Source organism: Streptomyces sp. NPDC008125 (assembly GCF_042957125.1).
In the GTDB taxonomy this organism is placed as follows: domain Bacteria; phylum Actinomycetota; class Actinomycetes; order Streptomycetales; family Streptomycetaceae; genus Streptomyces.
Genome location: NZ_JBIBHR010000015.1, coordinates 23,435 through 45,961 on the forward strand (window position 1 = coordinate 23,435; position 22,527 = coordinate 45,961).

Here is a 22,527-nt window from a genome sequence, read left to right on the forward strand (position 1 = left end):
ACTGAGGTCCGGGCGGCCCCGCCCTGTGTACGCCCGGGCGGGCCGCCCGGACCGCGTCCGCGCGCGGGCGCCGCCCCGGAGCCGACCCGTGTTCACGCCCTCGTACCCCGCTGACCTGGTCCGATTCCGGACGTGGCGCGGCTCTGTCGGACCGCCCGCCTAGACTCGTCGGAGCCGGGAACGACACCGGCGGTGACACCGGGACGAGGCGTGCGCGCGCCCGGACGAGAGCAGGAGGGGGTGGCCGGTATGGCGGTGCGGGACCTGTCCGACACGGAGACGGGCCGCCTGCTGCGGCGCGCCGCCGTTTTCCTGCCCGGCGCCCTCCCCAGGGACGGACGGATCGCGTTCTGGGACCCGGAGGACAGCGGCTGGGACCCGGCGGACCACCTGGACCACTCGGACGGGGGCGGGGCGGAGGCCTCCCCGCCGGAGCCCCGCAGCGACGACGGCCCCGTCGTCACCGGGATCACCGTGGTCCGCGCCCACGGCGCACGGGCCTCCGGCACGCAAGAGGTCCGGTGCCACCAGGTGCCCGCCCTGCTGCTGCCGGTCGCGGACGCCGTGACGCTGCTCGCCGGAGCGCGGCACCTGCCCTCCGTGCACCCGTCCACCCGCTGCTGGGGCGCGGCGGCCCTGCACGCCCTGAGCCTGGTGGCGCGCGGACGGATGCTGCCCGGGCTCACCCCCGACGACCACGACGCCTGGCGGGCCGGTCCGCGCGACGCCACGGACGTGGCCCACCTGAGGGCCGTCGCCGCGGCCCTGCCGCCCGAGGGGTACGCGGTCCCGCTGCCCGGCACGCCCCCGCTGCGCCTCGCGGACCCGGAGTTCCTGGTCGGGGCGTTCCTGGACGCGGTCGCCGACGCCCTGCCCCGGACTCCCGCCGCGGCCTTCGCCTCCGGAGCGCCGTTCGCCGCCCGGGAGGCGCAGCACCTGCCCGGCGTGGCCGCCTGGGCGGTCGAGGTCGCCGCCGGGCTCGACGCCGGCGTGCAGATCTCCCTCCGGCTCGACCTGTCGCCCTTCGAGCTCTTCGACAGCTCGGACAGCCACGCCCCCGACGGCATGTCCGGCGGGCCCGACGACCCCGCCGTACGGCACGCCGCCGCGGCCGTCGTCCAGGTGCACAGCCTCGCCGACCCCACCCGTGTCACCGACGCCGCAGCCCTCTGGGACGGCACCGCGGGCGAGCCGTTCGGGCCGCGCGCCCGCGTCGACACCGTGCTCGCGCTGCGCCGGGCCGCCCGGGCGTGGGCACCGCTGGAGCGCCTGCTCGACCAACCCGTCCCGGACGTCCTCGCGCTCACCGAGGACGAGCTGTACGAGCTGCTCGGCGCGGCCGGCGCCCGCCTCGCGGACCTCGGCGTCAGCCTCCACTGGCCGCGCGAGCTCGCCCGCTCGCTCACCGCCTCCGCCGTCGTCCGCCCCGCCCCGGGCTCGGCCACCGACGGCACCTCCTTCTTCGACGCCGAGCGCCTCTTCGCCTTCGACTGGCAGCTCTCCCTCGGCGGCGAGCCGCTGACCGAGGCCGAAATGGACCGTCTCGCCGAGGCGCACCGGCCGGTGGTGCGGCTGCGCGACCAGTGGGTGGTCGTCGACCCCGGCCTCGTCCGCAAAGCGCGCAAGCGGGAACTCGGGCTGCTCGAACCCGTCGAGGCCCTCGCCGTCGCCCTTACCGGCAGCGCTGAGCTCGACGGCGAGCAGGTGGAGGCCGTACCGACCGGCGCCCTCGCCGCCCTCCGCACCCGCATCCTCGACGAGGACACCGTCCTCGCACCGCCGCCCGGTCTGCACGCCACCCTCCGCGACTACCAGCTGCGCGGACTGACCTGGCTGGACCGGATGACCTCGCTCGGCCTCGGCGGCTGCCTCGCCGACGACATGGGCCTCGGCAAGACGATCACCCTGATCGCGCTGCACCTCCACCGCGCCCACCCGGCTCCCACCCTGGTGGTCTGTCCCGCCTCCCTGCTCGGCAACTGGCACCGCGAGATCAACCGCTTCGCCCCCGGGGTACCCGTCCGCCGTTTCCACGGCGCGGACCGCACCCTCCCCGGCGAGGAGGCCGGATTCGTGCTGACCACCTACGGCACGATGCGCTCCGGCGCGGAGCAGCTCGCCGCACACGACTGGGGCCTGGTCGTCGCCGACGAGGCGCAGCACGTCAAGAACCCGCACTCCTCCACCGCCAAAGCCCTGCGTACCATCCCCGCGCCCGCCCGCGTGGCGCTCACCGGCACCCCGGTGGAGAACAACCTCTCCGAGCTGTGGGCGCTGCTCGACTGGACCACCCCGGGACTGCTCGGCTCCCTCAAGGCGTTCCGTTCCCGGCACGCGCGGGCCGCCGAGAACACCGGCACCGCCGCGGGGCTGGGCAACGACGAGGCCGTCGAACGGCTCGCCCGCCTGGTCCGCCCCTTCCTGCTGCGGCGCAAGAAGTCGGACCCCGGGATCGCCCCCGAACTCCCGCCCAAGACGGAGACCGACCACCCCGTCTCCCTCACCCGGGAGCAGGCCACGCTCTACGAGGCGGCGGTCCGCGAGACGATGGCGCGGATCGAGGCTTCGGAGGGGATGGCCCGGCGAGGCCTCATCATGAAGCTGCTCGGCTCCCTCAAGCAGATCTGCAACCACCCGGCCCAGTATCTGAAGGAGCCCGCCCCGCGCCTGGACGGCCGCTCCGGCAAGCTCGCCCTTCTCGACGAGCTGCTCGACACGATCCTGTCGGAGGACGGATCCGTGCTGATCTTCACCCAGTACGTCTCGATGGCCCGGCTGCTCTCCGCCCACCTCGAAACCCGCGCGGTGCCCTCGCAGCTGCTGCACGGCGGCACCCCGGTGGCCGAGCGCGAACGCATGGTCGACCGGTTCCAGCAGGGCGAGGTCCCCGTCTTCCTGCTCTCCCTGAAGGCGGCCGGTACCGGACTCAACCTCACCCGCGCCGCCCACGTCGTCCACTACGACCGCTGGTGGAACCCGGCGGTCGAGGAGCAGGCCACCGACCGCGCGTACCGCATCGGCCAGACGCAGCCCGTGCAGGTGCACCGCCTGATCGCCGAGGGCACGGTCGAGGACCGCATCGGCGAGCTGCTGGAGGCCAAGCGCGCCCTCGCCGACGCCGTGCTCGGCGACAGCGGCGAAAGCGCGCTGACCGAGCTCAGCGACCGGGACCTCGCCGATCTCGTCGCGCTCCGGAGGCCCGCGTGAGCCCCGCACCCGGCGCCCGTACCCCTGGCGCCCGCGACCCCGGCGTCCGCTCCCTCGGCGTCCGCACCCCCGCGGTGCGGGCCGGCAGCCGTGCGCCCGCCGCCCGGCCCGGCCCGGACGGACTGCGCCGTACGTTCGAGGCCGTCCCCGCGCGTACGTCCGCCGAGGGCGAGCCCTTCGCGGACAGCTGGTGGGGCCGCGCCTGGGTGGACGCGCTGGAGGGGCTCTCGCTGGACGAGGGGCGCCTCGCCCGGGGCCGCGCGTACGCGGACGCGGGCCACGTCGCCGCGATCACCGTCACCCCCGGCCGGGTCGTCGCGTACGTGCACGGCAGCAGGCCCCGCCCGTACCGCGCGGAGATCCGCCTGCGGGTCTTCACCGAGAGCGGCTGGGACACCCTGCTGGACGCGGTCGCCGCCCGCCCGGGGCACTTCTCCGCGTTGCTGGCCAGAACCATGCCGCACGCCCTGGTCGACACCGCGGAGGGGGCCGGTGTCCGGCTGCTGCCGGCCGTCGACGACCTCGATCCGACCTGCTCCTGCCCCGACCGGGCGCTGCCCTGCAAACACGTCGCGGCGCTCTGCTACCAGACGGCCCGTCTGCTGGACGCCGATCCGTTCGTGCTGCTGCTCCTGCGCGGACGCGGTGAGCGAGAACTCCTGGACGAGCTGGCCCGGCGCAACGCCGAGCACGCCGCCCGCGAGCGCCCCGAGGTCCCCGAGGCCCCCTCCGTGGCCGCCCGGGAGGCGTTCGCCGAGCGCTACCTGCCGCCGCTGCCGCCCCCGCCGCCCGTACCCGCCCTTCCCGGCAGGCCGCCGGCCTACCCCGAAATGCCCGGCGCCGGCGACCCGTTGGCGCTGGACCAGCTGGCGACCGACGCGGCGGCCCGCGCCCACGCGATCCTCACCACCGGCCGCGACCCGATCGCCGGGCTGAGCGCCTGGCAGGACGCCGTGCGGCTGGCCGCCGCCGGACCCACCGCCGGGCTCACCGCCACCAGCCGCACCCTCTACCGCGAACTGGCTTACGCCACCGGCCGGAACACCACCGACCTCGCCCGTGCCGTGGCCGCCTGGCGGCAGGGCGGCGCGGAGGGCCTCGCCGTGCTGGAGACCCCCTGGGACCCGCCGGCCGGCCCCTTCGACCGGGCCCGCCCGGCCCTGGCAGCCGCCGAATTCCCCCGCTTCCAGCCCCGGCGCAACCACCTCACCCACCCCGGCGGCACGCTCCAGCTCCGCTTCGGCCGGGACAACCTCTGGTACGGCTACGAGGCCGACCCCGGCAGCGAGGACTGGTGGCCCCGCGGCATGCCGGGCACGGACCCGGTGGGCGTCCTGCTGGCACTGCTCGGCCGCTGACCGGGCCCACGGGACGGGACGTGGCGAACAGCGGGCGGAAAACCCATGGAGGCACGCGTGTTGCCGGTGCTAACTTCCTGGGCGTGGCGAAACTCAATCAGATCATCGCAGTCGAGAAGGGCGTCAAGTCCAAGGCCCACCAGGACCTGACGGCGGCCCACCACGGCCTGCAGAAGCCCGGGTTGCTGGCCGGTCTCTCCCGTACGTACCAGCCGAAGGACGAGGAGGGCGAGCAGCTGCCGCCCGAGTCGACGCTGGTGCAGGTCAAGGCCGAGGACGTGCTGCGGGACACCGCCGCCGCACTGACCCGTCTCTTCGACGTGACCGCCACCAAGGACTGGGCGAACTGCGCGGCCCGTGCGGACGTCACCGTCGACGGCCGGGTGCTCGTCGCGGACGCCCCCGTCTCCTACCTCCTCTTCCTGGAGAAGCAGCTCACCGACATCGGCACCTTCGTCCGCAAGCTCCCGGTGCTGGACGCCTCCGAGGCGTGGGCGCAGGACCCGTCGGCCGACGCGTGGAAGACCGAGCCGGTGCGCACCCTCCGTACGAAGAAGGTGCCCCGCAACCACGTGAAGGCGGAGGCCACCGAGAAGCACCCGGCGCAGGTCGAGGTGTACTACGAGGACGTGCCGATCGGTTACTGGACGACGGTCAAGTTCTCCGGCGCCCTCCCCGCCCGCCGGGTGCGGGAGCTGACGGAGCGGGTGGAGAAGCTCCAGCAGGCCGTGAAGTACGCCCGTGAGGAGGCCAACGCGGCCGAGGTCACCGACCAGCGGGTGGGTGACGCGGTCTTCGGTTATCTCTTCGGGTGACCGACCATGGATTCCCCGGCCACGGACGACCGCGGCCGGGGTGCGCGAGGAGCGCAAGCTGAAACTGAGGCTTGTCGTGACGGACGCGGTTCCAGTGGAGGTTCGACTCCTCCCTCCGGCACCACCGGCCCCTGCCCCCGCCCGACAGCGGGGCGGAGCCGGTACGCACCGACTCCCGGCCGGAGTAGCCCAAGAGGCAGAGGCAGACCGCGATCAATCTCAGACTCTTGCTCCAGACTCAGCATGGGCCGCCGATCGCCGGATCGACCGGGCCAGGGCCCAGCGACGTCGAAATGCCAGTTCGAATCTGGCCCGCAGAGCTCGATCTGCGGTGGTCCAAAGGCAGGACGCGACGACATCATGACTGACCCTGGTCCTTAAACGTGCCGGTGTGCGACGAAGGCGGCACCCACAGGGCCCGGAGGCCGGCTACGCCTCCGGGCCCGCTCCTGTTTCCAGGGAGGTTCCTTCACGGAGGACGACCCACCGGAACGCGGGAACGTGCCGGCCCCGGCCCGCCCGCCGTCGGAGTGATCCGCGCGGTGCCGGTGAGGCCCGGGAAAGCTGACCCGGTGAGCGCACTTTCCGACCTCGCTGCTCTCCGAGTGCGCCTGTGAACCACTCGCGGCAGCGATCTACGCGGGCGCCGTCGCCGTCACCAACCTGCGGGGGGCCGGCCATGCTCAGGACGGGACGGGACGGCCGGTGGGCGCCGGGCGCGGGCCCGGCGGCGGACGGGGCGGTGCCGGACGGCGCGGCGGCCGGCACCGCCTGGTCGGTCTTTGCCGACCTCGGGGCGCGGGCGCTGGTCTTCGCCGTGTCCGTGCCGCTCGCCTTCGCCCGGCACCCCTTCGCGGCGATCTGGTTCTGGCTCGCCGACATCCCGCTCAGGGCTGGTACGCAGGGCCCGCCCTTCCTGGCACGCGCCGGGCCCGCCGCCGACCCGCGCCGGGCCCCCGCCTCACTGCCGGTAACCCTCCAGGAAGCGCCCGATGCGGCTGATGGCCGCGTCGAGGTCGTCGGCGTGCGGCAGCGTCAGGATGCGGAAGTGGTCGGGCCGGGGCCAGTTGAAGCCGGTGCCCTGCACCACCTGGATCTTCTCCCGCAGCAGCAGATCGAGTACGAACCGCTCGTCGTCGACGATGTTGTGCACCTTCGGATCGATCCGGGGGAACGCGTAGAGCGCCCCCTTCGGCTTCACGCAGGACACCCCGGGGATCTCGTTCAGCTTCTGCCAGGCGCGGTCGCGCTGTTCGTGCAGCCTGCCGCCCGGGGAGACGAGTTCGCGAATGGTCTGCCGGCCGCCGAGCGCGGCCTGGATGGCGTACTGCGCGGGGGCGTTGGCGCACAGCCGCATGGAGGCCAGTGTGGTGAGCCCTTCGAGGTAGCCGCGCGCGTGCGCTTGCGGACCGGAGACCACCAGCCACCCCGAACGGAACCCGGCGACCCGGTACGTCTTGGACAGCCCGCTGAAGGTGAGGGTGAGCAGGTCCGGGGCGAGGGAGGCGACCGGGTGGTGCACGGCGTCGTCGTAGAGGATCCGGTCGTAGATCTCGTCGGCGTAGACCAGCAGTCCGTGCCGGCGGGCCAGGCCGAGGATGCCCTCCAGGGTCTCCTTCGAATAGACCGCGCCGGTGGGGTTGTTGGGGTTGATGATCACCACGGCCCTGGTGCGGTCGGTGATCTTCGAGGCCATGTCGGCGAGGTCCGGGTTCCAGTCCGACTGCTCGTCGCACGTGTAGTGGACGGCCTTGCCGCCGGCGAGGGTGATCACCGCCGTCCAGAGCGGGTAGTCCGGACTCGGTACGAGCACCTCGTCGCCGTCCTCCAGGAACGCCTGGACGGCCATGGAGATCAGCTCGGAGACCCCGTTGCCGAGGAAGATGTCGTCCACGTCGACGTCCGGCAGTCCCATCGCCTGGTAGCGCTGGGCGACCGCGCGGCGGGCGGACAGGATGCCGCGCGAATCGGTGTAGCCGTGCGCCTGGGGGAGCATCCGGATCATGTCCTGGACGATCTCCTCGGGCGCCTCGAAGCCGAACAGCGCGGGGTTGCCCGTGTTGAGGCGGAGCACGCTGTGGCCCGCCTCCTCCAGCGCGTTCGCCTGCTCGATGACCGGGCCGCGGATCTCGTAACAGACCTCGTCGAGCTTGCTGGACTGCCGGAACTCCATGCGGTTCCTCCCCTGCCGATTGTGATACTTGGTTTTACCAAGCCCGACCTTGGAAAGTCCAACAACATGTCTAGACTGCGTCCTATGCCACGTCAGCAGCAGCCAGCAGCGCGCCCCGTACGCCGACGCAGTTACGACCAGTTCTGCGCCACCGCCCGAGCCCTGGACTCCGTCGGGGACCGGTGGACCCTGCTGATCGTCCGTGAACTGCTGGCCGGGCCGCGCCGCTACACCGATCTCCACGCGGACCTGCCCGGCGTCAGCACGGACGTCCTCGCCTCCCGCCTCAAGGACATGGAGCAGAGCGGCCTCGCCCTGCGCCGCAAACTGCCGCCCCCGGCCGCCGCCTCGGTCTACGAACTCACCGCCCGGGGCAGGGAGCTGCTCCCGGTCCTCACCGCCCTCGCCCAGTGGGGCGCGCCCGCCCTGGAGGAACGCCGCCCCACCGACGCCGTCCGCGCCCACTGGTTCGCCCTCCCGCTGCGCCGCTCCCTGGCGGCGACGACCCACTCCGGCCTGGTGGAAGTGCACCTGGACGAGGGCGACTTCCACGTGCGTACGGGCTCCGTGCCGCCCGGCGAGGAGGTCTACGGCTACGGCGGCGCCCCCCATGCCGACGCCCGCATCGTGCTGGACGCCGAACTCTGCCTGGCCATGGGCCGGGACGAGACCGGCTTCGCGCAGGCGGTGAAGGACGGCCGCGTCGAGGTGTACGGCGAGAGCCCGCTCGCCACGGAACTGCGCGGCGGCCAGTAGGGCCACGTCAGGTGGCGACCGGCCACCGGCCCGGGGGCGCGAGGCCCGGTGGATGATGGGCGGGTGCGATACGAAGCGATCACCTGGGACCGGCTGGCCGAGGCCCTCGCCGCGCACGCGGACGGGCTGAGCCCGGACGGCGGCGGGCCCTGGCTCAGGATCGGTGTCGACGGCGCCCCCGCCGCGGGCACCGGCCCGTTGGCCGAACGCCTCGCCCAGGCCCTGCGACTGCGCGGGCGTGCCGTACTCGTCGTGTCCACCGAGGGATTCCTGCGCCCGGCGAGCCTGCGGTACGAGTACGGCAAACGGGACCCCGACTCGTACGCGCGGGGCTGGTTCGACACCGGAGCGCTCTGGCGCGAGGTGTTCGGGCCGCTGGAAACGGGCGGCGGCGGACGGGTCCTGCCGGACCTGTGGGACCCGGTCACCGACCGGGCCACCCGCAGCCCGTACCACGAGCTCCCCGAAGGCGGGGTACTGGTGCTGCACGGACCGTTGCTGCTGGGGCAGTGGTACCCCTTCGACCTCTCGGTCCATCTGAGGCTCTCGCCGGGCGCGTTGCGGCGCCGCACGGACGAGCAGGCGCTGTGGACCCTGCCCGCCTTCGCGCGGTACGAGGAGGAGACCGCCCCCGCCGACCGGGCCGACGCCGTCGTCCGCGCGGACGACCCCCGCCACCCGGCCTGGACAGGGCTCGGGGACCGGGAGTGAGGCGCCCGGCCGGGACGGCCTCGGAACCAGGTCTGGGGCGGTGTTGGGCCAGGTCCGGGTCAGCGACGGAACAACGGCTGGGCCGCTGTCAGAACAACGGCTGGGGCAGCACGCCCTCCAGCTCCAGCAGCCGCCTCTTCGTCTCCAGCCCGCCGCCGAACCCGCCGAGCCCGCCGTCGCTCTCCACCACCCGGTGGCAGGGCACCACGACCGGCAGTGGATTGGCCCCCATGGCCGCCCCCACCGCCTGCGCCCCGTCGGGTCTGTCCACCCGGGCGGCCAGTTCCCCGTAACCGACGACGGAGCCGTAGGGGACGCCGGTGGCGAGCTCCTGGAGGACCCTCCGGTGGAAGCCCGAGGTCAACGACCAGTCCAGCGGCAGGTCGAATGCCCGCAGCGTGCCGTCGAAATAGGCGTCGAGCAGACGGCCCGCAGCGGCGGGCGCGGTCGAGCCACCGCCCTCCACCGGCTCCGCGCCGAGCCTGTCCCTGAGCATCGCCAGAGTCCGGTCACGCACCGGAGGACGCGCGTGGAAGGCCACCGAGACCAGGCCGGTGCCGGTCGCGGCGAGCATCAGGGGCCCGATGGGGCTCGCCACCACCGACCACTCCACCCGGAGGGCGCCGTTCGTCATACTGAGAACGGTAGTGCCCATCACTGACAGCGCCGGTGCCACGGGCGGCCCCGGGCCCTGGGATCCGTGACGTGCGAGCCTCGTACGCGTATGGTCCGCCGGGGCGTGAGGGGCGCACGCCGGGGTGCACGAGGAGTCGCAGGATTGTGACGGTCGCCCTCACCCGGGGGAGAAGTGGTGAGGACCCGATCATGGGCGCCCTTTTCGCCACCGTCCCAGCTCACGGGCGATAAAATGCCGCCCTTGTGTTCGCTTGCCGGGGTTCCCGGGTTCCGGCGGAACTCCGGGTCCTCCGGAGGCGCCACCGTGGACCGCGCGCCCCGATCCTTCGACCGAGGAACAGCACCGGTCCGGCGGCGACCGGCGGCTTCCCCGGTCGGCGGAAGCCATGGGCCCCCGGCCCGCCCGCCGACCGGCAGAGCACCACCAGCACCGCGTTTTCGTGAAGGGCGTATCCAGCATGCAGGGCACAGTCGACGGCTTCTCCTACGGCCTCGTGACTCCCGTCGCGGCCTTCCTCATGGCCTGCCTCGGTGCCGCGCTGGGACTGCGCTGCACCGCCCGGTCCGTCGGCACCCCACCCGGCGGGACCGGCCCGATCCGGACGGCAGGCCCGGACCGGACCGGCCGCCCGTACCGGGCCGGATGGCTCGCCCTCGGTTCCACGTCCATCGGCTCCGGGATATGGACGATGCACTTCATCGCGATGATGGGCTTCCGCATCGACGAAGTCCCGATCACGTACGACCGGACGCTGATGTACGCGAGCCTCGCGGTGGCGATCGTCATGGTCGGTATCGGCATCTTCATCGTGGGATACCGGGGAGCGACGCCGCTGGCCCTGGTCACCGGCGGCACCATCACCGGCCTGGGGGTGGCCTCCATGCACTACCTGGGCATGGCGGCCATCGCCTTCCACGGGCGGTTCGCCTACTCGACGGCCACCGTGGTCCTCTCCGTCGTCATCGCCGTGGTCGCCGCCACCGTCGCGCTCTGGGCGGCCGTCTCCCTCCACGGTCTCCTGCCGAGCCTGGGCGCCGGCGTCGTGATGGGGGCCGCCGTGAGCGGCATGCACTACACCGGCATGGCCGCCCTCCGCGTCCACCTGGTCTCCGGCGCCGCCGACGCGTCCGGGAGCGAACCGATCGGCTCGATCCTCGTACCACTCCTCGTCGGGCCGCTGGCCTTCCTGCTGCTCGCGGGGGTGATCGTGCTGTTCGACCCGCTGATCGTCGGAGGCGACCCCGGCCCGGACGACGCCTCCCGCCGGACGCAGACCGGCACCGACCGGCGTGGAATCCCGGTCCAGCGCCGCGGCGACACCGCGGCCGAGCCCGCGTTCGACAGCGCCCACAGGCCCCGGCGACCCTGATCAGCAGCCGTTGTCACTGGCGGGTCGTACGGTGGATGCATGCGGCCCGTTTCGAAGATCGAACGTTCGGTGGCACCTTTCGAGGTCGTCAGCCCCTACCAGCCCAGCGGTGACCAGCCGACGGCCATCGCCGAGCTCGACAAGCGCGTCAGGGCAGGTGAGAAGGATGTCGTCCTGCTCGGCGCGACCGGCACCGGCAAGTCGGCGACCACCGCCTGGATGATCGAGAAGCTCCAGCGGCCGACCCTCGTCATGGCGCCCAACAAGACGCTGGCGGCGCAGCTGGCCAACGAGTTCCGCGAACTGCTGCCCAACAACGCCGTCGAGTACTTCGTCTCGTACTACGACTACTACCAGCCCGAGGCGTACGTCCCGCAGTCGGACACCTACATCGAGAAGGACTCCTCGATCAACGAGGAGGTCGAGCGGCTGCGCCACTCCGCGACGAACTCCCTGCTCACCCGGCGGGACGTCGTCGTCGTCGCCTCCGTCTCCTGCATCTACGGTCTCGGTACCCCGCAGGAGTACGTCGACCGCATGATCCAGCTCAAGGTCGGCGACGAGATCGACCGCGACCAGCTGCTGCGCCGGTTCGTCGAGATCCAGTACACCCGCAACGACCTCGCCTTCACCCGCGGCACCTTCCGGGTGCGCGGCGACACGATCGAGATCTTCCCGGTCTACGAGGAGCTCGCCGTCCGCATCGAGATGTTCGGCGACGAGATCGAGGCGCTCTCCACCCTCCACCCGCTCACCGGCGAGGTGATCAGCGAGGACACCTCGCTGCACGTCTTCCCCGCCACCCACTACGTCGCCGGTCCCGAGCGCATGGAGAAGGCGATCACCGGCATCGAGCAGGAGCTGGAGGAGCGGCTGGCCACCATGGAGAAGCAGGGCAAGATGCTGGAGGCCCAGCGGCTCCGCATGCGCACCACGTACGACATCGAGATGCTCCGTCAGATCGGCACCTGCTCCGGCGTCGAGAACTACTCGATGCACTTCGACGGCCGCTCGCCCGGCACCGCCCCGAACACCCTCCTCGACTACTTCCCCGAGGACTTCCTGCTGGTGCTGGACGAGTCTCACGTCACGGTGCCGCAGATCGGCGCGATGTACGAGGGCGACGCCTCCCGCAAGCGGACCCTCGTCGACCACGGCTTCCGCCTGCCGTCCGCCCTGGACAACCGCCCCCTGAAGTGGGAGGAGTTCCAGGAGCGGATCGGCCAGACCGTCTACCTCTCCGCCACCCCGGGCAACTACGAGCTCTCGCGCGGCGACGGCTTCGTCGAGCAGATCATCCGCCCGACCGGGCTGGTCGACCCGGAGATCGTCGTCAAGCCCACCGAGGGCCAGATCGACGACCTCGTGCACGAGATCCGGACCCGCACCGAACGCGACGAGCGGGTCCTCGTCACCACCCTCACCAAGAAGATGTCCGAGGACCTCACCGACTACTTCCTGGAACTCGGCATCCAGGTCCGGTACCTCCACAGCGACGTCGACACCCTGCGCCGCATCGAGCTGTTGCGCGAACTGCGCTCCGGCGAGTACGACGTCCTGGTCGGCATCAACCTCCTGCGGGAGGGGCTCGACCTGCCCGAGGTGTCGCTGGTGGCGATCCTCGACGCCGACAAGCAGGGGTTCCTGCGCTCCGCGACCTCGCTCATCCAGACGATCGGACGCGCGGCGCGCAACGTCTCCGGCCAGGTCCACATGTACGCGGACAAGATCACCCCCGCCATGGCGCAGGCCATCGACGAGACCAACCGGCGCCGCGAGAAGCAGATCGCGTACAACACCGAGCGCGGCATCGACCCGCAGCCGCTGCGCAAGAAGATCAACGACATCGTCGCCTCCATCGCCCGCGAGGAGGTCGACACCGAGCAGCTCCTCGGCACCGGGTACCGGCAGACCAAGGGCGCCAAGGCCCCGGTGCCGTCGCTCGGCGGCAAGGCGAGCAAGGCCGGGGAGGTCAAGGCCGACTCCGGGAAGACCCGTGCCAGGGGCGCGGTGACCAGCGACCGGCCCGCCGAGGAGCTGTCCGGGATCATCGAGGAGATGACCGAGCGGATGCGGGCCGCCGCCGCCGACCTCCAGTTCGAGGTCGCCGCACGTCTGCGCGACGAGGTGGGCGAATTGAAGAAGGAGCTGCGGCAGATGAAGGAGGCCGGGATCGCCTGATGCGCGGGGAGATGTCCTCCCCGTGTTGCAAGAACGACACAGAACGCACCGGACCGGGTTCCGGTGCGGGCGCCATGCGTAGGGTGCGGGGAAACCGCATACGGACGGTTGCGGAGCACGACGCGGAGCAACGCGGAGAGGGGACAGCGCGTGACGGTCAACATGACCAAGGGCCAGGCGATCAGTCTGCAGAAGCAGGACGGGGGAACCCTGACCGCGGTGCGGATGGGGCTCGGCTGGAAGGCGGCGGCGCGCCGCGGTTTCTTCGGATCGCGCACGCGGGAGATCGACCTGGACGCCTCGGCGGTCCTGTTCGCCGACAAGCAGCCGGTGGACGTGGTGTTCTTCCGCCATCTGGTGAGCGACGACGGCTCGGTCAAGCACACCGGTGACAACCTCGTGGGCGGCGCCGGATCGGGCGGCGACGACGAGGCGATCCTGGTGGACCTGGCGAGGGTCCCGGTCCACATCGATCAGATCGTCTTCACGGTGAACAGCTTCACCGGGCAGACGTTCCAGGAAGTGCAGAACGCCTTCTGCCGCATCGTCGACGAGACCAACGGCCAGGAACTGGCTCGCTACACGCTCGACGGCGGTGGCCAGTACACCGCCCAGATCATGGCGAAGGTGCACCGGGCGGGCGCCGGCTGGCAGATGACGGCCCTCGGCACTCCGGCCAACGGCCGCACGTTCCAGGACCTGATGCCCGCGATCCTGCCGCACCTCTGACGGCCACCCGCCGAAGAACCCGTCCGGACCACCGCCGCGCGCGGCGGGACGGGACCGGCGGAACCGGACAGAACCCACGGGCCCACGGGTCCACCCAACTCCCGGAGGCTCCCGCCGCCGGGAGTTGCGCGTACCCGGGGCGCACCCCGCGAGGGCACGCACACGTACACGCAGGCATACGCATACGCACACGCACGCACGCGGACACGCTCATGCGCGCGCTCAGGCACCGACACGTCACGCAGCAAGGGGACAGGGCAATGACGGCCGAACTCGTCCGGGGGCAGAACCATCCGCTGCCTTCCACCCGCCTGGAGGTCCGGGTGACGGCGGGCTCGCCCGTCGTGGCCGGAGCCGCTCTCTCCGACGAGCGGGGCACCGTACGGGGCGCCGCCTGGGTCGCCCACCCGGGGGAGCCCCGGCTGCCCGGCGTCGAGGTGCCCCGGCGTGCCGCCTTCGAGCACCGGCTCGCTCTCGACCTCGATGCCCTGCCCGGGGAGGTGCACCGGGTCACCGTCCTCCTCGCGCTTCCCCGGACGCCCGGCACCCCTGCCGGGTTCGGCGCGGTCGCCGCCCCTCGCGTGGCCGTGAACGGGCCCGACGGCACCGGGATCGCCGACTTCACCCTCACCGGGCTCGACACCGAGACAGCAGTCAGCGCCCTGGAGTTCTACCGTCGCGCCGGTGCCTGGAAGGTACGCGCCGTGGGCCAGGGGTACGCCTCCGGACTCGCGGGCATGCTCGCCGACCAGGGCTTGACCGGAGCGGAGGCACTGGCAGCCCTGATCCAGGAGGCGGCCGCGGACCCCCTCGTCCCCGCCCAGGCCGGACCCGCCGTCCCGCACGCCACTCCGCCCACCGGAGCGGAGTCGCAGGCCGGTGCGGGTGCCGGTGCCGGTGTGGGTGTGGGTGTCGGTACGGAGGCGGACGCGGCGGTGATCCCGCCCGGCGGCCGCATCGACTACGCGCACCCGCGCCGCCAAACCACCCCGGCCGCCGTACCCACCGCATCCGCGACCACCCCGCGTGCCGCGTCAGCCCCGCCCTCCGCGACCGCCCCCTCCGCCGAGCCCTCCGGGCCCGCCGCACCGGTGGCCGGGGACGCCGCGGGCCACACCCTGGACGAGCGGCTCTACCACCAGGTCTGGGGCATGTTCGAGGACCTGGCCCGCAGCGTCGCCGCCTACCGGGGCGCCGTCGACTTCGCGGAGACGCGGTTGGAGGCCGAGCTCGACCGCGCTCTGTCCGACCCGCGCAACCGCATCGGCGGGGCGGGGGACGCCGCACGCGAGGAGGCCAGGGCGAAACGCGACGAGCTGGTCGCCCGAGCCCGGGAGGTGCTCGACCGGGACCTCGCCCAACTGGTGGCCGAGTCCGAGGTGGTGGAGCCCGCGCTCCCGGCCGCCTGCGCCGGCTGGGACAGCCCCGTCTGGCACACCCGCCGGGCCCCGGCCGGACAGCCCTGGGCCCTGCGGCTCGGTGACGTCCATCTGCCCGAGTGCCCCGAGCTGCGCATTCCGCTGCTGGTCCGGCTCCCCCTGGAGCGCGGGCTGTGGATCGACGCGGGGCGGAGCGAATCGGGTGCCGATCTCCTGCTGGACGGCACGGAGCGCAAGCGCCTCGCGCTGGACAGCGCCGTCGCCCACGCCGTACGGCTGCTCGCCGCGTACCCGGCGGGGGAGATGTCGCTCCAGGTCATCGACCCGGCGGGGACCGGTGCCGCCGCCCTCGCGCCGCTGATCCGGGCCGGTGTGCTCGCCGGGCCGCCGACGCGGGGAGCCGCAGGGGTCGACGCCGTCCTCGATCACCTCACCCGACGCGTCGACCTGGTCCAGATGGCGGTGCGGGCGGGTGCCGCCGACGCACTGCCGCCCGGTCTCGACCCCGCCGGACAGCTGCTCGTCGTCAATGACTTCCCCCACGGCTTCGACGACCGCGCGATCACCCGGCTGCGCTATCTCGCCGAGGAGGGCCCCTCGGTCGGGGTGCACCTGCTGCTGGTCGCGGACCAGGAGGAGGCGTCCGCGTACGGGCCTGTCCTCGCGCCGTTCTGGCGAGGGCTCCTCCGGCTCACCCCGCTCGCCGGTGACCACCTCGCCGACCCCTGGGTGCGGCACGTGTGGACGTACGAACCCCCTCGGGTGCCACAGGGCAGCCGGATCCTGGAGGAGGTGCTGGCCGCGGTGTCCGAGGCGCGGCGGGCCGGGGGCCACTGAAGCGCGCGGCCCGAAGCACGCGTGTCGCAGGGCCAGGGGGGCCCGGAAGGGGCCGCGCCGACGCGTCGTAGGGACGCGGGCGCCGGGAGGGTGGTCGCGCTAACGCAGTAGGACGTCACGGACCAGGGTCTTTTGATTCTCCTTTGCCATTCTCTTTACCTTTTCTTGGGTCTTCCTGTACCGTTTCTTGGACGGAGGGGAGTATTCCCACACGTGGCGTTCCCGTCAGTACGGACTGTGACCGGTCCCGGGGCGCCGGCCCGGCGCACATCCCGTGCGCCCGGGTGGAAGAGACCTCCGGCAGCGACGACGCTGATCAGTAGCCGTAGCGAACTGCCGGAGGCGCAGTGGACGTTTCATGGACCCTCTGGGTGCTGACCATTCTCGGTCTGGCCGCCCTCATCGCCGTCGACTTCTTCATCGGGCGCAAGCCTCATGACGTGTCGACCAAGGAAGCCGGTATCTGGACGGTCGTCTGGATCACGCTGGCGGCCCTCTTCGGCCTGGGCCTGCTGGTCTTCGGCAACAGCCAGTCCGCCGGTGAGTTCTTCGCCGGCTTCATCACCGAGAAATCGCTGAGCGTCGACAACCTCTTCGTCTTCGTCCTGATCATGGCGAAGTTCTCGGTGCCCTCCCAGCTCCAGCAGCGGGTGCTGCTGGTCGGGGTGCTGATCGCACTGGTGCTCCGGACGGTCTTCATCGCCGCGGGCGCGGCCGTCATCGCCAACTTCTCCTGGGTCTTCTACATCTTCGGCGCGTTCCTGATCTACACGGCGTGGAAGCTGATCCAGGAGGCGCGGGCCGACGAGGAGGAGGACGAGTTCGAGGAGAACCGGCTCCTCAAGTCCATCGAGCACCGCTTCGGCGTCGCCGACCGGTACCACGGCACCAAGCTCTTCATCCGGAACAACGGCAAGCGCGTCATGACCCCGCTGATGGTCGTCATGCTCGCGATCGGCACCACCGACGTGCTGTTCGCCCTCGACTCCATCCCCGCGATCTTCGGCCTGACCCAGGACCCGTACATCGTCTTCACGGCCAACGCGTTCGCGCTGATGGGCCTGCGCCAGCTGTACTTCCTCATCGGCGGCCTGCTGAAGAAGCTGGTCCACCTCAGCTACGGGCTCTCGGTGATCCTCGGCTTCATCGGCGTCAAGCTGGTGCTGCACGCGCTGCACGAATCGGGCCTGCACGTCCCGGAGATCTCGGTCCCGCTCTCGCTCTCCGTCATCTGCGGCGTCCTGGTGATCACCACCATCACCAGCCTGATCGCGAGCCGGAGGCAGGCGGCTGCGGCGGAGGCCGGAGCCAACGGGTCCGGTCCGGCGTCCGGGTCCGACCCCGCGTCCGAGCCGGACCCCGCGTCCGAGTCCCGCAAGGGCAGCAGCAGCGTCGGCGGCTGACGCGCACCACCCCGTCTCCGCCCCACTCCGCGAGGACGAACGGGGGGCGCCCCGGTACCGGCTCGGTACCGGGGCGCCCCCATTCGTCGGGGACCGTCACCAGCCCCGGGCGCGCCACTCCGGGAGCTGTCCGCGCTCGTCGCCGAGCGTGGTGTCGTGGCCGTGGCCCGGGTAGACCCAGGTCTCGTCGGGCAGCTGGTCGAAGAGCTTGGTCTCCACGTCGTGGAGCAGGCTCGCGAAGGCCTCGGGGTCCTTGCGGGTGTTGCCGATGCCGCCGGGGAAGAGGCAGTCGCCGGTGAAGAGGTGCGGAGCCCCGTGCGGGTCGTCGTAGACCAGCGCGATGGAGCCCGGGGTGTGGCCGACCAGATGGCGGGCGGTCAGAACGACCTCGCCGACCCGGATGGTGTCGCCGTCCTCCACGAGTACGGCGGTCGGGACCGGGATGCCCTCGGCGTCGTACCGGCCGGCGTACGTGACGGCGCCGGTGGCGGCCACCACCTCGGCCAGGGCCTGCCAGTGGTCACCGTGCCGGTGCGTGGTGACCACGGAGGCGATGCCGTCCTCGCCGACGAGCCGCAGCAGGGTGTCCGCCTCGTCGGCGGCGTCGATGAGGAGCTGCTCGCCGGTGGCCCGGCAGCGCAGCAGGTAGGCGTTGTTGTTCGTCGGGCCGACCGCGACCTTGGAGATCATCAGGTCGGTCAGCTCGTGCACGTCCGCGGGTCCGCCGACCCGCACCGCTCCGCTGTAGGTCATGGGCGGCAGCCTATAGCGGCGGCAGTACGGGGAGGGGACCGCCCTCCACGGTCAGCGCCGAGCCGTCACGGCGGCCCGAGAGCCACCCCAGCAGCTCCGCGTCCGACCCGCTGACCACGACGTGCGGGCCGTCCGCGCCGCCGCCCGTGGTCCGGAGGCGGCCGTCCCCGGACCGGATGCCGGTGGAGACCACCTGCGGATGGCGCACGAAGCGCTCCGCCAGGAAGTCGGTCTCCCGGACCGTGAAGTCCTCCGGCAGATCCTCCAGCTCGTACCCCGCGCCGAGGTCGACGTGGTGCAGCTCGATCTCGGCCCAGCGGCGGAACGGCAGCTCGGAGGCGGAGTCCGTCACCCCGTTGCGCAGCTGCACGGTGCGTGACCAGTCGGCGGGCAGGGCCGCCTCGGCAAGGAACCGCTCGGTGCTCGCGCGCAGATCGGCCAGCTGCTCGGCGAGCGGCCGGGGCGCGCCGGCCTCGATCTCGCGGTCCCGGATTTCGCCGCCCGCGTACATCGGGAGTCCGCGGAGAACATTTCGGAGCGCGTCGGCGTTACGTGACAGGTGGGCCAGGACATGGCCCCGGCTCCAACCGGGCAGTCGGGACGGTGCGGGAACGGTGGATTCGTCCCATAATTCCGCAGCTGCGAGCAGCCGTTCCGTAGCTCCGCGTACAGATGCCAGGTCGCGCACATGATCGCTCATGCGACCGAGCGTAGCCCCGCCACTCGTTCGGGTGAAGGAGGTTACGGCCGGCCGGAAATCGAATGTGCGTGCTATACGCTCGAAGTCGAAACCTTTCAACACCGCTGTGGCGCCCCCCATACCCTGGACAGGGGGCTCAGTTCCCCCCGTTTCTCTCAAGAAAGGTGCGGACCGGCGTGGCCGACCGTCTCATCGTCCGTGGCGCGCGCGAGCACAACCTGAAGAACGTCTCGCTCGACCTGCCCCGTGACTCCCTCATCGTCTTCACCGGGCTGTCCGGGTCGGGCAAGTCCTCCCTCGCGTTCGACACGATCTTCGCCGAGGGGCAGCGGCGCTACGTCGAGTCGCTCTCCTCGTACGCCCGGCAGTTCCTCGGCCAGATGGACAAGCCGGACGTCGACTTCATCGAAGGTCTCTCGCCCGCCGTCTCCATCGACCAGAAGTCGACCTCGCGCAACCCGCGCTCGACGGTCGGCACCATCACGGAGGTCTACGACTACCTCCGCCTGCTCTTCGCCCGGATCGGCAAGCCGCACTGCCCCGAGTGCCGGCGGCCGATCTCCCGCCAGTCGCCGCAGGCGATCGTGGACAAGGTCCTCGGCCTGCCCGAGGGAAGCCGCTTCCAGGTGCTCTCCCCACTGGTCCGTGAGCGCAAGGGTGAGTTCGTCGACCTCTTCGCCGACCTCCAGACCAAGGGATACAGCCGTGCCCGGGTGGACGGCGCCACCATCCAGCTCTCCGAGCCCCCCACGCTGAAGAAGCAGGAGAAGCACACCATCGAGGTGGTCATCGACCGCCTCACGGTGAAGGACAGCGCCAAGCGCCGGCTCACCGACTCGGTGGAGACGGCCCTCGGCCTCTCCGGCGGCATGGTCGTGCTCGACTTCGTCGACCTCCCCGAGGACGACCCCGAGCGCGAGCGGATGTTCTCCGAGCACCTCTACTGCCCGTACGACGACCTCTCCTTCGAGGAGCTGGAGCCCCGCTCCTTCTCCTTCAACTCGCCCTTCGGCGCCTGCCCCGACTGCACCGGCATCGGCACCCGCATGGAGGTCGACGCCGAGCTCGTCGTCCCGGACGAGGAGAAGTCGCTGGACGAGGGGGCCATCCATCCGTGGTCGCACGGCCACACCAAGGAATACTTCGGCCGTCTGATCGGCGCGCTCGCCGAGGCCCTCGGCTTCCGTACGGACATCCCGTGGGCAGGCCTGCCGCAGCGCGCCAAGAAGGCCCTGCTCCACGGCCACAAGATCAAGACCGAGGTGCGCTACCGCAACCGGTACGGCCGCGAGCGCGCCTACACCACACCGTCCTTCGAGGGCGCGGTCCAGTTCGTCAAGCGGCGCCACTCCGAGGCCGAGAGCGACTCCAGCCGGGAGCGCTTCGAGGGGTACATGCGCGAGGTGCCCTGCCCGACCTGTGAGGGCACCCGCCTCAAGCCGATCGTCCTCGCGGTCACGGTGATGGAGAAGTCCATCGCCGAGGTCGCCGCGATGTCGATCAGCGACTGCGCCGAGTTCCTCGGCCGGCTGAAGCTCAACGCCCGCGACAAGAAGATCGCCGAGCGGGTCCTCAAGGAGGTCAACGAGCGGCTGAGGTTCCTCGTCGACGTCGGCCTGGACTACCTCTCGCTGAACCGCGCGGCCGGCACCCTGTCCGGCGGCGAGGCCCAGCGCATCCGCCTCGCCACCCAGATCGGCTCCGGCCTGGTCGGCGTGCTGTACGTACTGGACGAGCCGTCCATCGGCCTGCACCAGCGCGACAACCACCGGCTGATCGAGACCCTGGTCAGGCTCCGCGACATGGGCAACACGCTCATCGTGGTGGAGCACGACGAGGACACGATCAAGGTCGCGGACTGGGTCGTGGACATCGGCCCCGGCGCGGGGGAGCACGGCGGCAAGGTGGTCCACTCCGGATCGCTGAAGGATCTGCTGGCCAACAAGCAGTCCATCACCGGCCAGTACCTCTCGGGGAAGCGGGAGATCACCGTCCCCGACGTCCGTCGCCCGGTGGACCCGGGCCGACGGCTCACCGTCCACGGCGCCCGGGAGAACAACCTCCAGGACATCGACGTCTCCTTCCCGCTGGGCGTCCTCACGGCCGTCACCGGGGTCTCCGGGTCCGGCAAGTCCACCCTGGTCAACGACATCCTCTACACCCACCTCGCCCGTGAGCTCAACGGCGCCAAGTCCGTCCCCGGCCGGCACACCCGGGTGGACGGGGACGACCTCGTGGACAAGGTGGTCCACGTCGACCAGTCGCCCATCGGGCGGACCCCCCGGTCCAACCCGGCGACGTACACCGGAGTCTTCGACCACGTCCGCAAGCTCTTCGCGGAGACGATGGAGGCGAAGGTGCGCGGCTATCTGCCGGGCCGCTTCTCCTTCAACGTGAAGGGCGGGCGCTGCGAGAACTGCTCGGGCGACGGCACCATCAAGATCGAGATGAACTTCCTGCCCGACGTGTACGTGCCGTGCGAGGTCTGCCACGGCGCCCGGTACAACCGGGAGACCCTGGAGGTCCACTACAAGGGCAAGTCCATCGCCGAGGTGCTGGACATGCCCATCGAGGAGGGCCTGGAGTTCTTCGAGGCCGTCCCGACCATCGCGAGGCACCTGCGTACCCTCAACGAGGTCGGCCTCGGATACGTCCGGCTCGGGCAGTCCGCGCCGACGCTCTCCGGTGGCGAGGCGCAGCGCGTGAAGCTGGCGAGCGAGCTCCAGAAGCGCTCCACCGGCCGCACGGTCTACGTCCTGGACGAGCCGACCACCGGTCTGCACTTCGAGGACATCAGCAAGCTGATCAAGGTTCTCTCCGGGCTGGTCGACAAGGGCAACTCCGTCGTCGTCATCGAGCACAACCTCGATGTGATCAAGACGGCGGACTGGGTCATCGACATGGGCCCCGAAGGAGGCAACGGCGGCGGTCTGGTGGTCGCCGAAGGCACCCCGGAGCAGGTGGCAGCCGTGCCCGCCAGCCACACCGGGAAGTTCCTCCAGGACGTTCTGGACACCGACCGGATCAACGAGGCGGCCGTGCCCTCCGTGCGCAAGCCGGCGCGCAAGGCGGCAGCCAGGAAGACCGTCGCCAAGAAGACGGTCGCCGCCCAGGCCGCCCCCGCCCGGCGGACGGCCACGGCCGCCGTCACGGCGAAGCAGCCGGCCGCGAAGAAGCCCGCGGCCAAGAAGGCGACCCGCGCCCGCAAGGCCTGACGTGCCTTGGTACGGCCCGCCGAGGTGCTCCGTCCCGCCCGGGAGGAGGCACCCCGGCGGGCCGTACCGCGTCCTGCCCGGGCCAAACGGGGCCACGGGGCCACGGGGGCCCGTCGGCCCGACCCCCGTGCCCGTGCCCGATCCCATGTCCCGATCCCACGTCCCGTTCCCGTGCCCCGGACCCGGGCGCCGGGGCGCCGATCTCCGCCGGTATCGTCGGTTCTGTCGTCGTGCGCCCCGGCCGGGCGCCCCGTCGTCCCACCGGCCCGCGACGCCCGTACCTCCGTGTGCGCTTTCCCGCACG

General features: G+C 71.9%; 15 protein-coding genes and 1 pseudogene. 12 read left to right on the plus strand and 4 right to left on the minus strand.

The window, feature by feature from the left end; genetic code table 11:
* Positions 1-249 precede the first annotated feature (249 nt).
* The 4 genes and pseudogenes from ACFZAX_RS24375 to ACFZAX_RS24390 all read left to right on the plus strand — a co-directional run bounded on the left by ACFZAX_RS24375 (position 250) and on the right by ACFZAX_RS24390 (position 5,504).
* Positions 250-3,207 (plus strand): SNF2-related protein, encoded by a 2,958-nt coding sequence (locus tag ACFZAX_RS24375; RefSeq protein ID WP_390964125.1) that lies wholly within the window; start codon positions 250-252, stop codon positions 3,205-3,207.
* Positions 3,208-3,281: 74 nt separating this feature from the next.
* Positions 3,282-4,565 carry an SWIM zinc finger family protein gene (locus ACFZAX_RS24380; protein ID WP_390964401.1) on the plus strand — a complete coding sequence of 428 codons (1,284 nt, stop codon included), beginning with the start codon at positions 3,282-3,284 and terminating at the stop codon, positions 4,563-4,565.
* A gap of 83 nt (positions 4,566-4,648) precedes the next feature.
* Positions 4,649-5,380: a hypothetical protein gene (locus ACFZAX_RS24385; RefSeq protein WP_266703221.1), complete on the plus strand. Its 732-nt coding sequence runs from the start codon at positions 4,649-4,651 to the stop codon at positions 5,378-5,380.
* Positions 5,381-5,414: 34 nt separating this feature from the next.
* A pseudogene (locus ACFZAX_RS24390) lies at positions 5,415-5,504 on the plus strand.
* Positions 5,505-6,341: 837 nt separating this feature from the next.
* Here the strand turns inward: ACFZAX_RS24390 and ACFZAX_RS24395 are convergent.
* Positions 6,342-7,553 (minus strand): aminotransferase class I/II-fold pyridoxal phosphate-dependent enzyme, encoded by a 1,212-nt coding sequence (locus ACFZAX_RS24395; protein ID WP_390964128.1) that lies wholly within the window; start codon positions 7,551-7,553, stop codon positions 6,342-6,344.
* Positions 7,554-7,637: 84 nt separating this feature from the next.
* Between ACFZAX_RS24395 and ACFZAX_RS24400 the strand changes: the two genes are divergently transcribed.
* A complete protein-coding gene (locus tag ACFZAX_RS24400) occupies positions 7,638-8,309 on the plus strand; it encodes a winged helix-turn-helix transcriptional regulator (RefSeq protein WP_390964130.1) in 672 nt (223 codons plus the stop codon).
* A 63-nt stretch (positions 8,310-8,372) separates the two neighbouring features.
* Entirely contained in the window at positions 8,373-9,020 is a 648-nt protein-coding gene (locus tag ACFZAX_RS24405; protein WP_390964132.1) for a uridine kinase, read from the plus strand.
* Between the two features lie 88 nt (positions 9,021-9,108).
* Here ACFZAX_RS24405 and ACFZAX_RS24410 read toward each other — a convergent pair whose 3' ends face one another.
* The gene (locus ACFZAX_RS24410) at positions 9,109-9,654 is read right to left on the minus strand and encodes a methylated-DNA--[protein]-cysteine S-methyltransferase (RefSeq protein ID WP_390964134.1); all 546 of its coding nucleotides are present in this window, start codon (positions 9,652-9,654) and stop codon (positions 9,109-9,111) included.
* A gap of 460 nt (positions 9,655-10,114) precedes the next feature.
* Here ACFZAX_RS24410 and ACFZAX_RS24415 point away from each other — a divergent pair, with 460 nt between their 5' ends.
* From ACFZAX_RS24415 to ACFZAX_RS24435, 5 genes are all read left to right on the plus strand, one after another.
* Positions 10,115-11,026: an MHYT domain-containing protein gene (locus tag ACFZAX_RS24415; RefSeq protein ID WP_390964136.1), complete on the plus strand. Its 912-nt coding sequence runs from the start codon at positions 10,115-10,117 to the stop codon at positions 11,024-11,026.
* A gap of 39 nt (positions 11,027-11,065) precedes the next feature.
* A complete protein-coding gene (uvrB, locus tag ACFZAX_RS24420) occupies positions 11,066-13,207 on the plus strand; it encodes an excinuclease ABC subunit UvrB (RefSeq protein ID WP_390964138.1) in 2,142 nt (713 codons plus the stop codon).
* Between the two features lie 150 nt (positions 13,208-13,357).
* Positions 13,358-13,936, plus strand: coding sequence for a TerD family protein (locus ACFZAX_RS24425; protein WP_390964140.1), 579 nt, complete (start codon positions 13,358-13,360; stop codon positions 13,934-13,936).
* A 260-nt stretch (positions 13,937-14,196) separates the two neighbouring features.
* Positions 14,197-16,152 (plus strand): TerD family protein, encoded by a 1,956-nt coding sequence (locus tag ACFZAX_RS24430; protein WP_390964142.1) that lies wholly within the window; start codon positions 14,197-14,199, stop codon positions 16,150-16,152.
* 347 nt (positions 16,153-16,499) lie between these two features.
* Positions 16,500-17,555, plus strand: a complete 1,056-nt coding sequence (locus tag ACFZAX_RS24435; RefSeq protein ID WP_390964144.1) for a TerC/Alx family metal homeostasis membrane protein — start codon at positions 16,500-16,502, stop codon at positions 17,553-17,555.
* A gap of 96 nt (positions 17,556-17,651) precedes the next feature.
* Here the strand turns inward: ACFZAX_RS24435 and ACFZAX_RS24440 are convergent, their stop codons facing one another.
* Both ACFZAX_RS24440 and ACFZAX_RS24445 read right to left on the minus strand, forming a co-directional pair.
* On the minus strand, positions 17,652-18,308 hold the full coding sequence (locus ACFZAX_RS24440) for an MBL fold metallo-hydrolase (protein ID WP_390964146.1): 657 nt from the start codon (positions 18,306-18,308) through the stop codon (positions 17,652-17,654).
* A 10-nt stretch (positions 18,309-18,318) separates the two neighbouring features.
* A complete protein-coding gene (locus ACFZAX_RS24445; protein ID WP_390964148.1) occupies positions 18,319-19,008 on the minus strand; it encodes a maleylpyruvate isomerase family mycothiol-dependent enzyme in 690 nt (229 codons plus the stop codon).
* A gap of 176 nt (positions 19,009-19,184) precedes the next feature.
* Between ACFZAX_RS24445 and uvrA the strand changes: the two genes are divergently transcribed.
* On the plus strand, positions 19,185-22,223 hold the full coding sequence (gene uvrA, locus ACFZAX_RS24450; protein ID WP_390964150.1) for an excinuclease ABC subunit UvrA: 3,039 nt from the start codon (positions 19,185-19,187) through the stop codon (positions 22,221-22,223).
* The last annotated feature ends 304 nt before the right edge of the window (positions 22,224-22,527 follow it).

Bases quoted from the DNA above. Each gene is read 5' to 3' on its own strand.
- ACFZAX_RS24375 (WP_390964125.1), top strand. From the start codon at position 250: ATGGCGGTGCGGGACCTGTCCGACACGGAGACGGGCCGCCTGCTGCGG.
- ACFZAX_RS24395 (WP_390964128.1), bottom strand. From the start codon at position 7,553: ATGGAGTTCCGGCAGTCCAGCAAGCTCGACGAGGTCTGTTACGAGATC.
- ACFZAX_RS24400 (WP_390964130.1), top strand. From the start codon at position 7,638: ATGCCACGTCAGCAGCAGCCAGCAGCGCGCCCCGTACGCCGACGCAGT.
- ACFZAX_RS24410 (WP_390964134.1), bottom strand. From the start codon at position 9,654: ATGACGAACGGCGCCCTCCGGGTGGAGTGGTCGGTGGTGGCGAGCCCC.
- ACFZAX_RS24415 (WP_390964136.1), top strand. From the start codon at position 10,115: ATGCAGGGCACAGTCGACGGCTTCTCCTACGGCCTCGTGACTCCCGTC.
- uvrB (WP_390964138.1), top strand. From the start codon at position 11,066: ATGCGGCCCGTTTCGAAGATCGAACGTTCGGTGGCACCTTTCGAGGTC.
- ACFZAX_RS24430 (WP_390964142.1), top strand. From the start codon at position 14,197: ATGACGGCCGAACTCGTCCGGGGGCAGAACCATCCGCTGCCTTCCACC.
- ACFZAX_RS24440 (WP_390964146.1), bottom strand. From the start codon at position 18,308: ATGACCTACAGCGGAGCGGTGCGGGTCGGCGGACCCGCGGACGTGCAC.
- ACFZAX_RS24445 (WP_390964148.1), bottom strand. From the start codon at position 19,008: ATGAGCGATCATGTGCGCGACCTGGCATCTGTACGCGGAGCTACGGAA.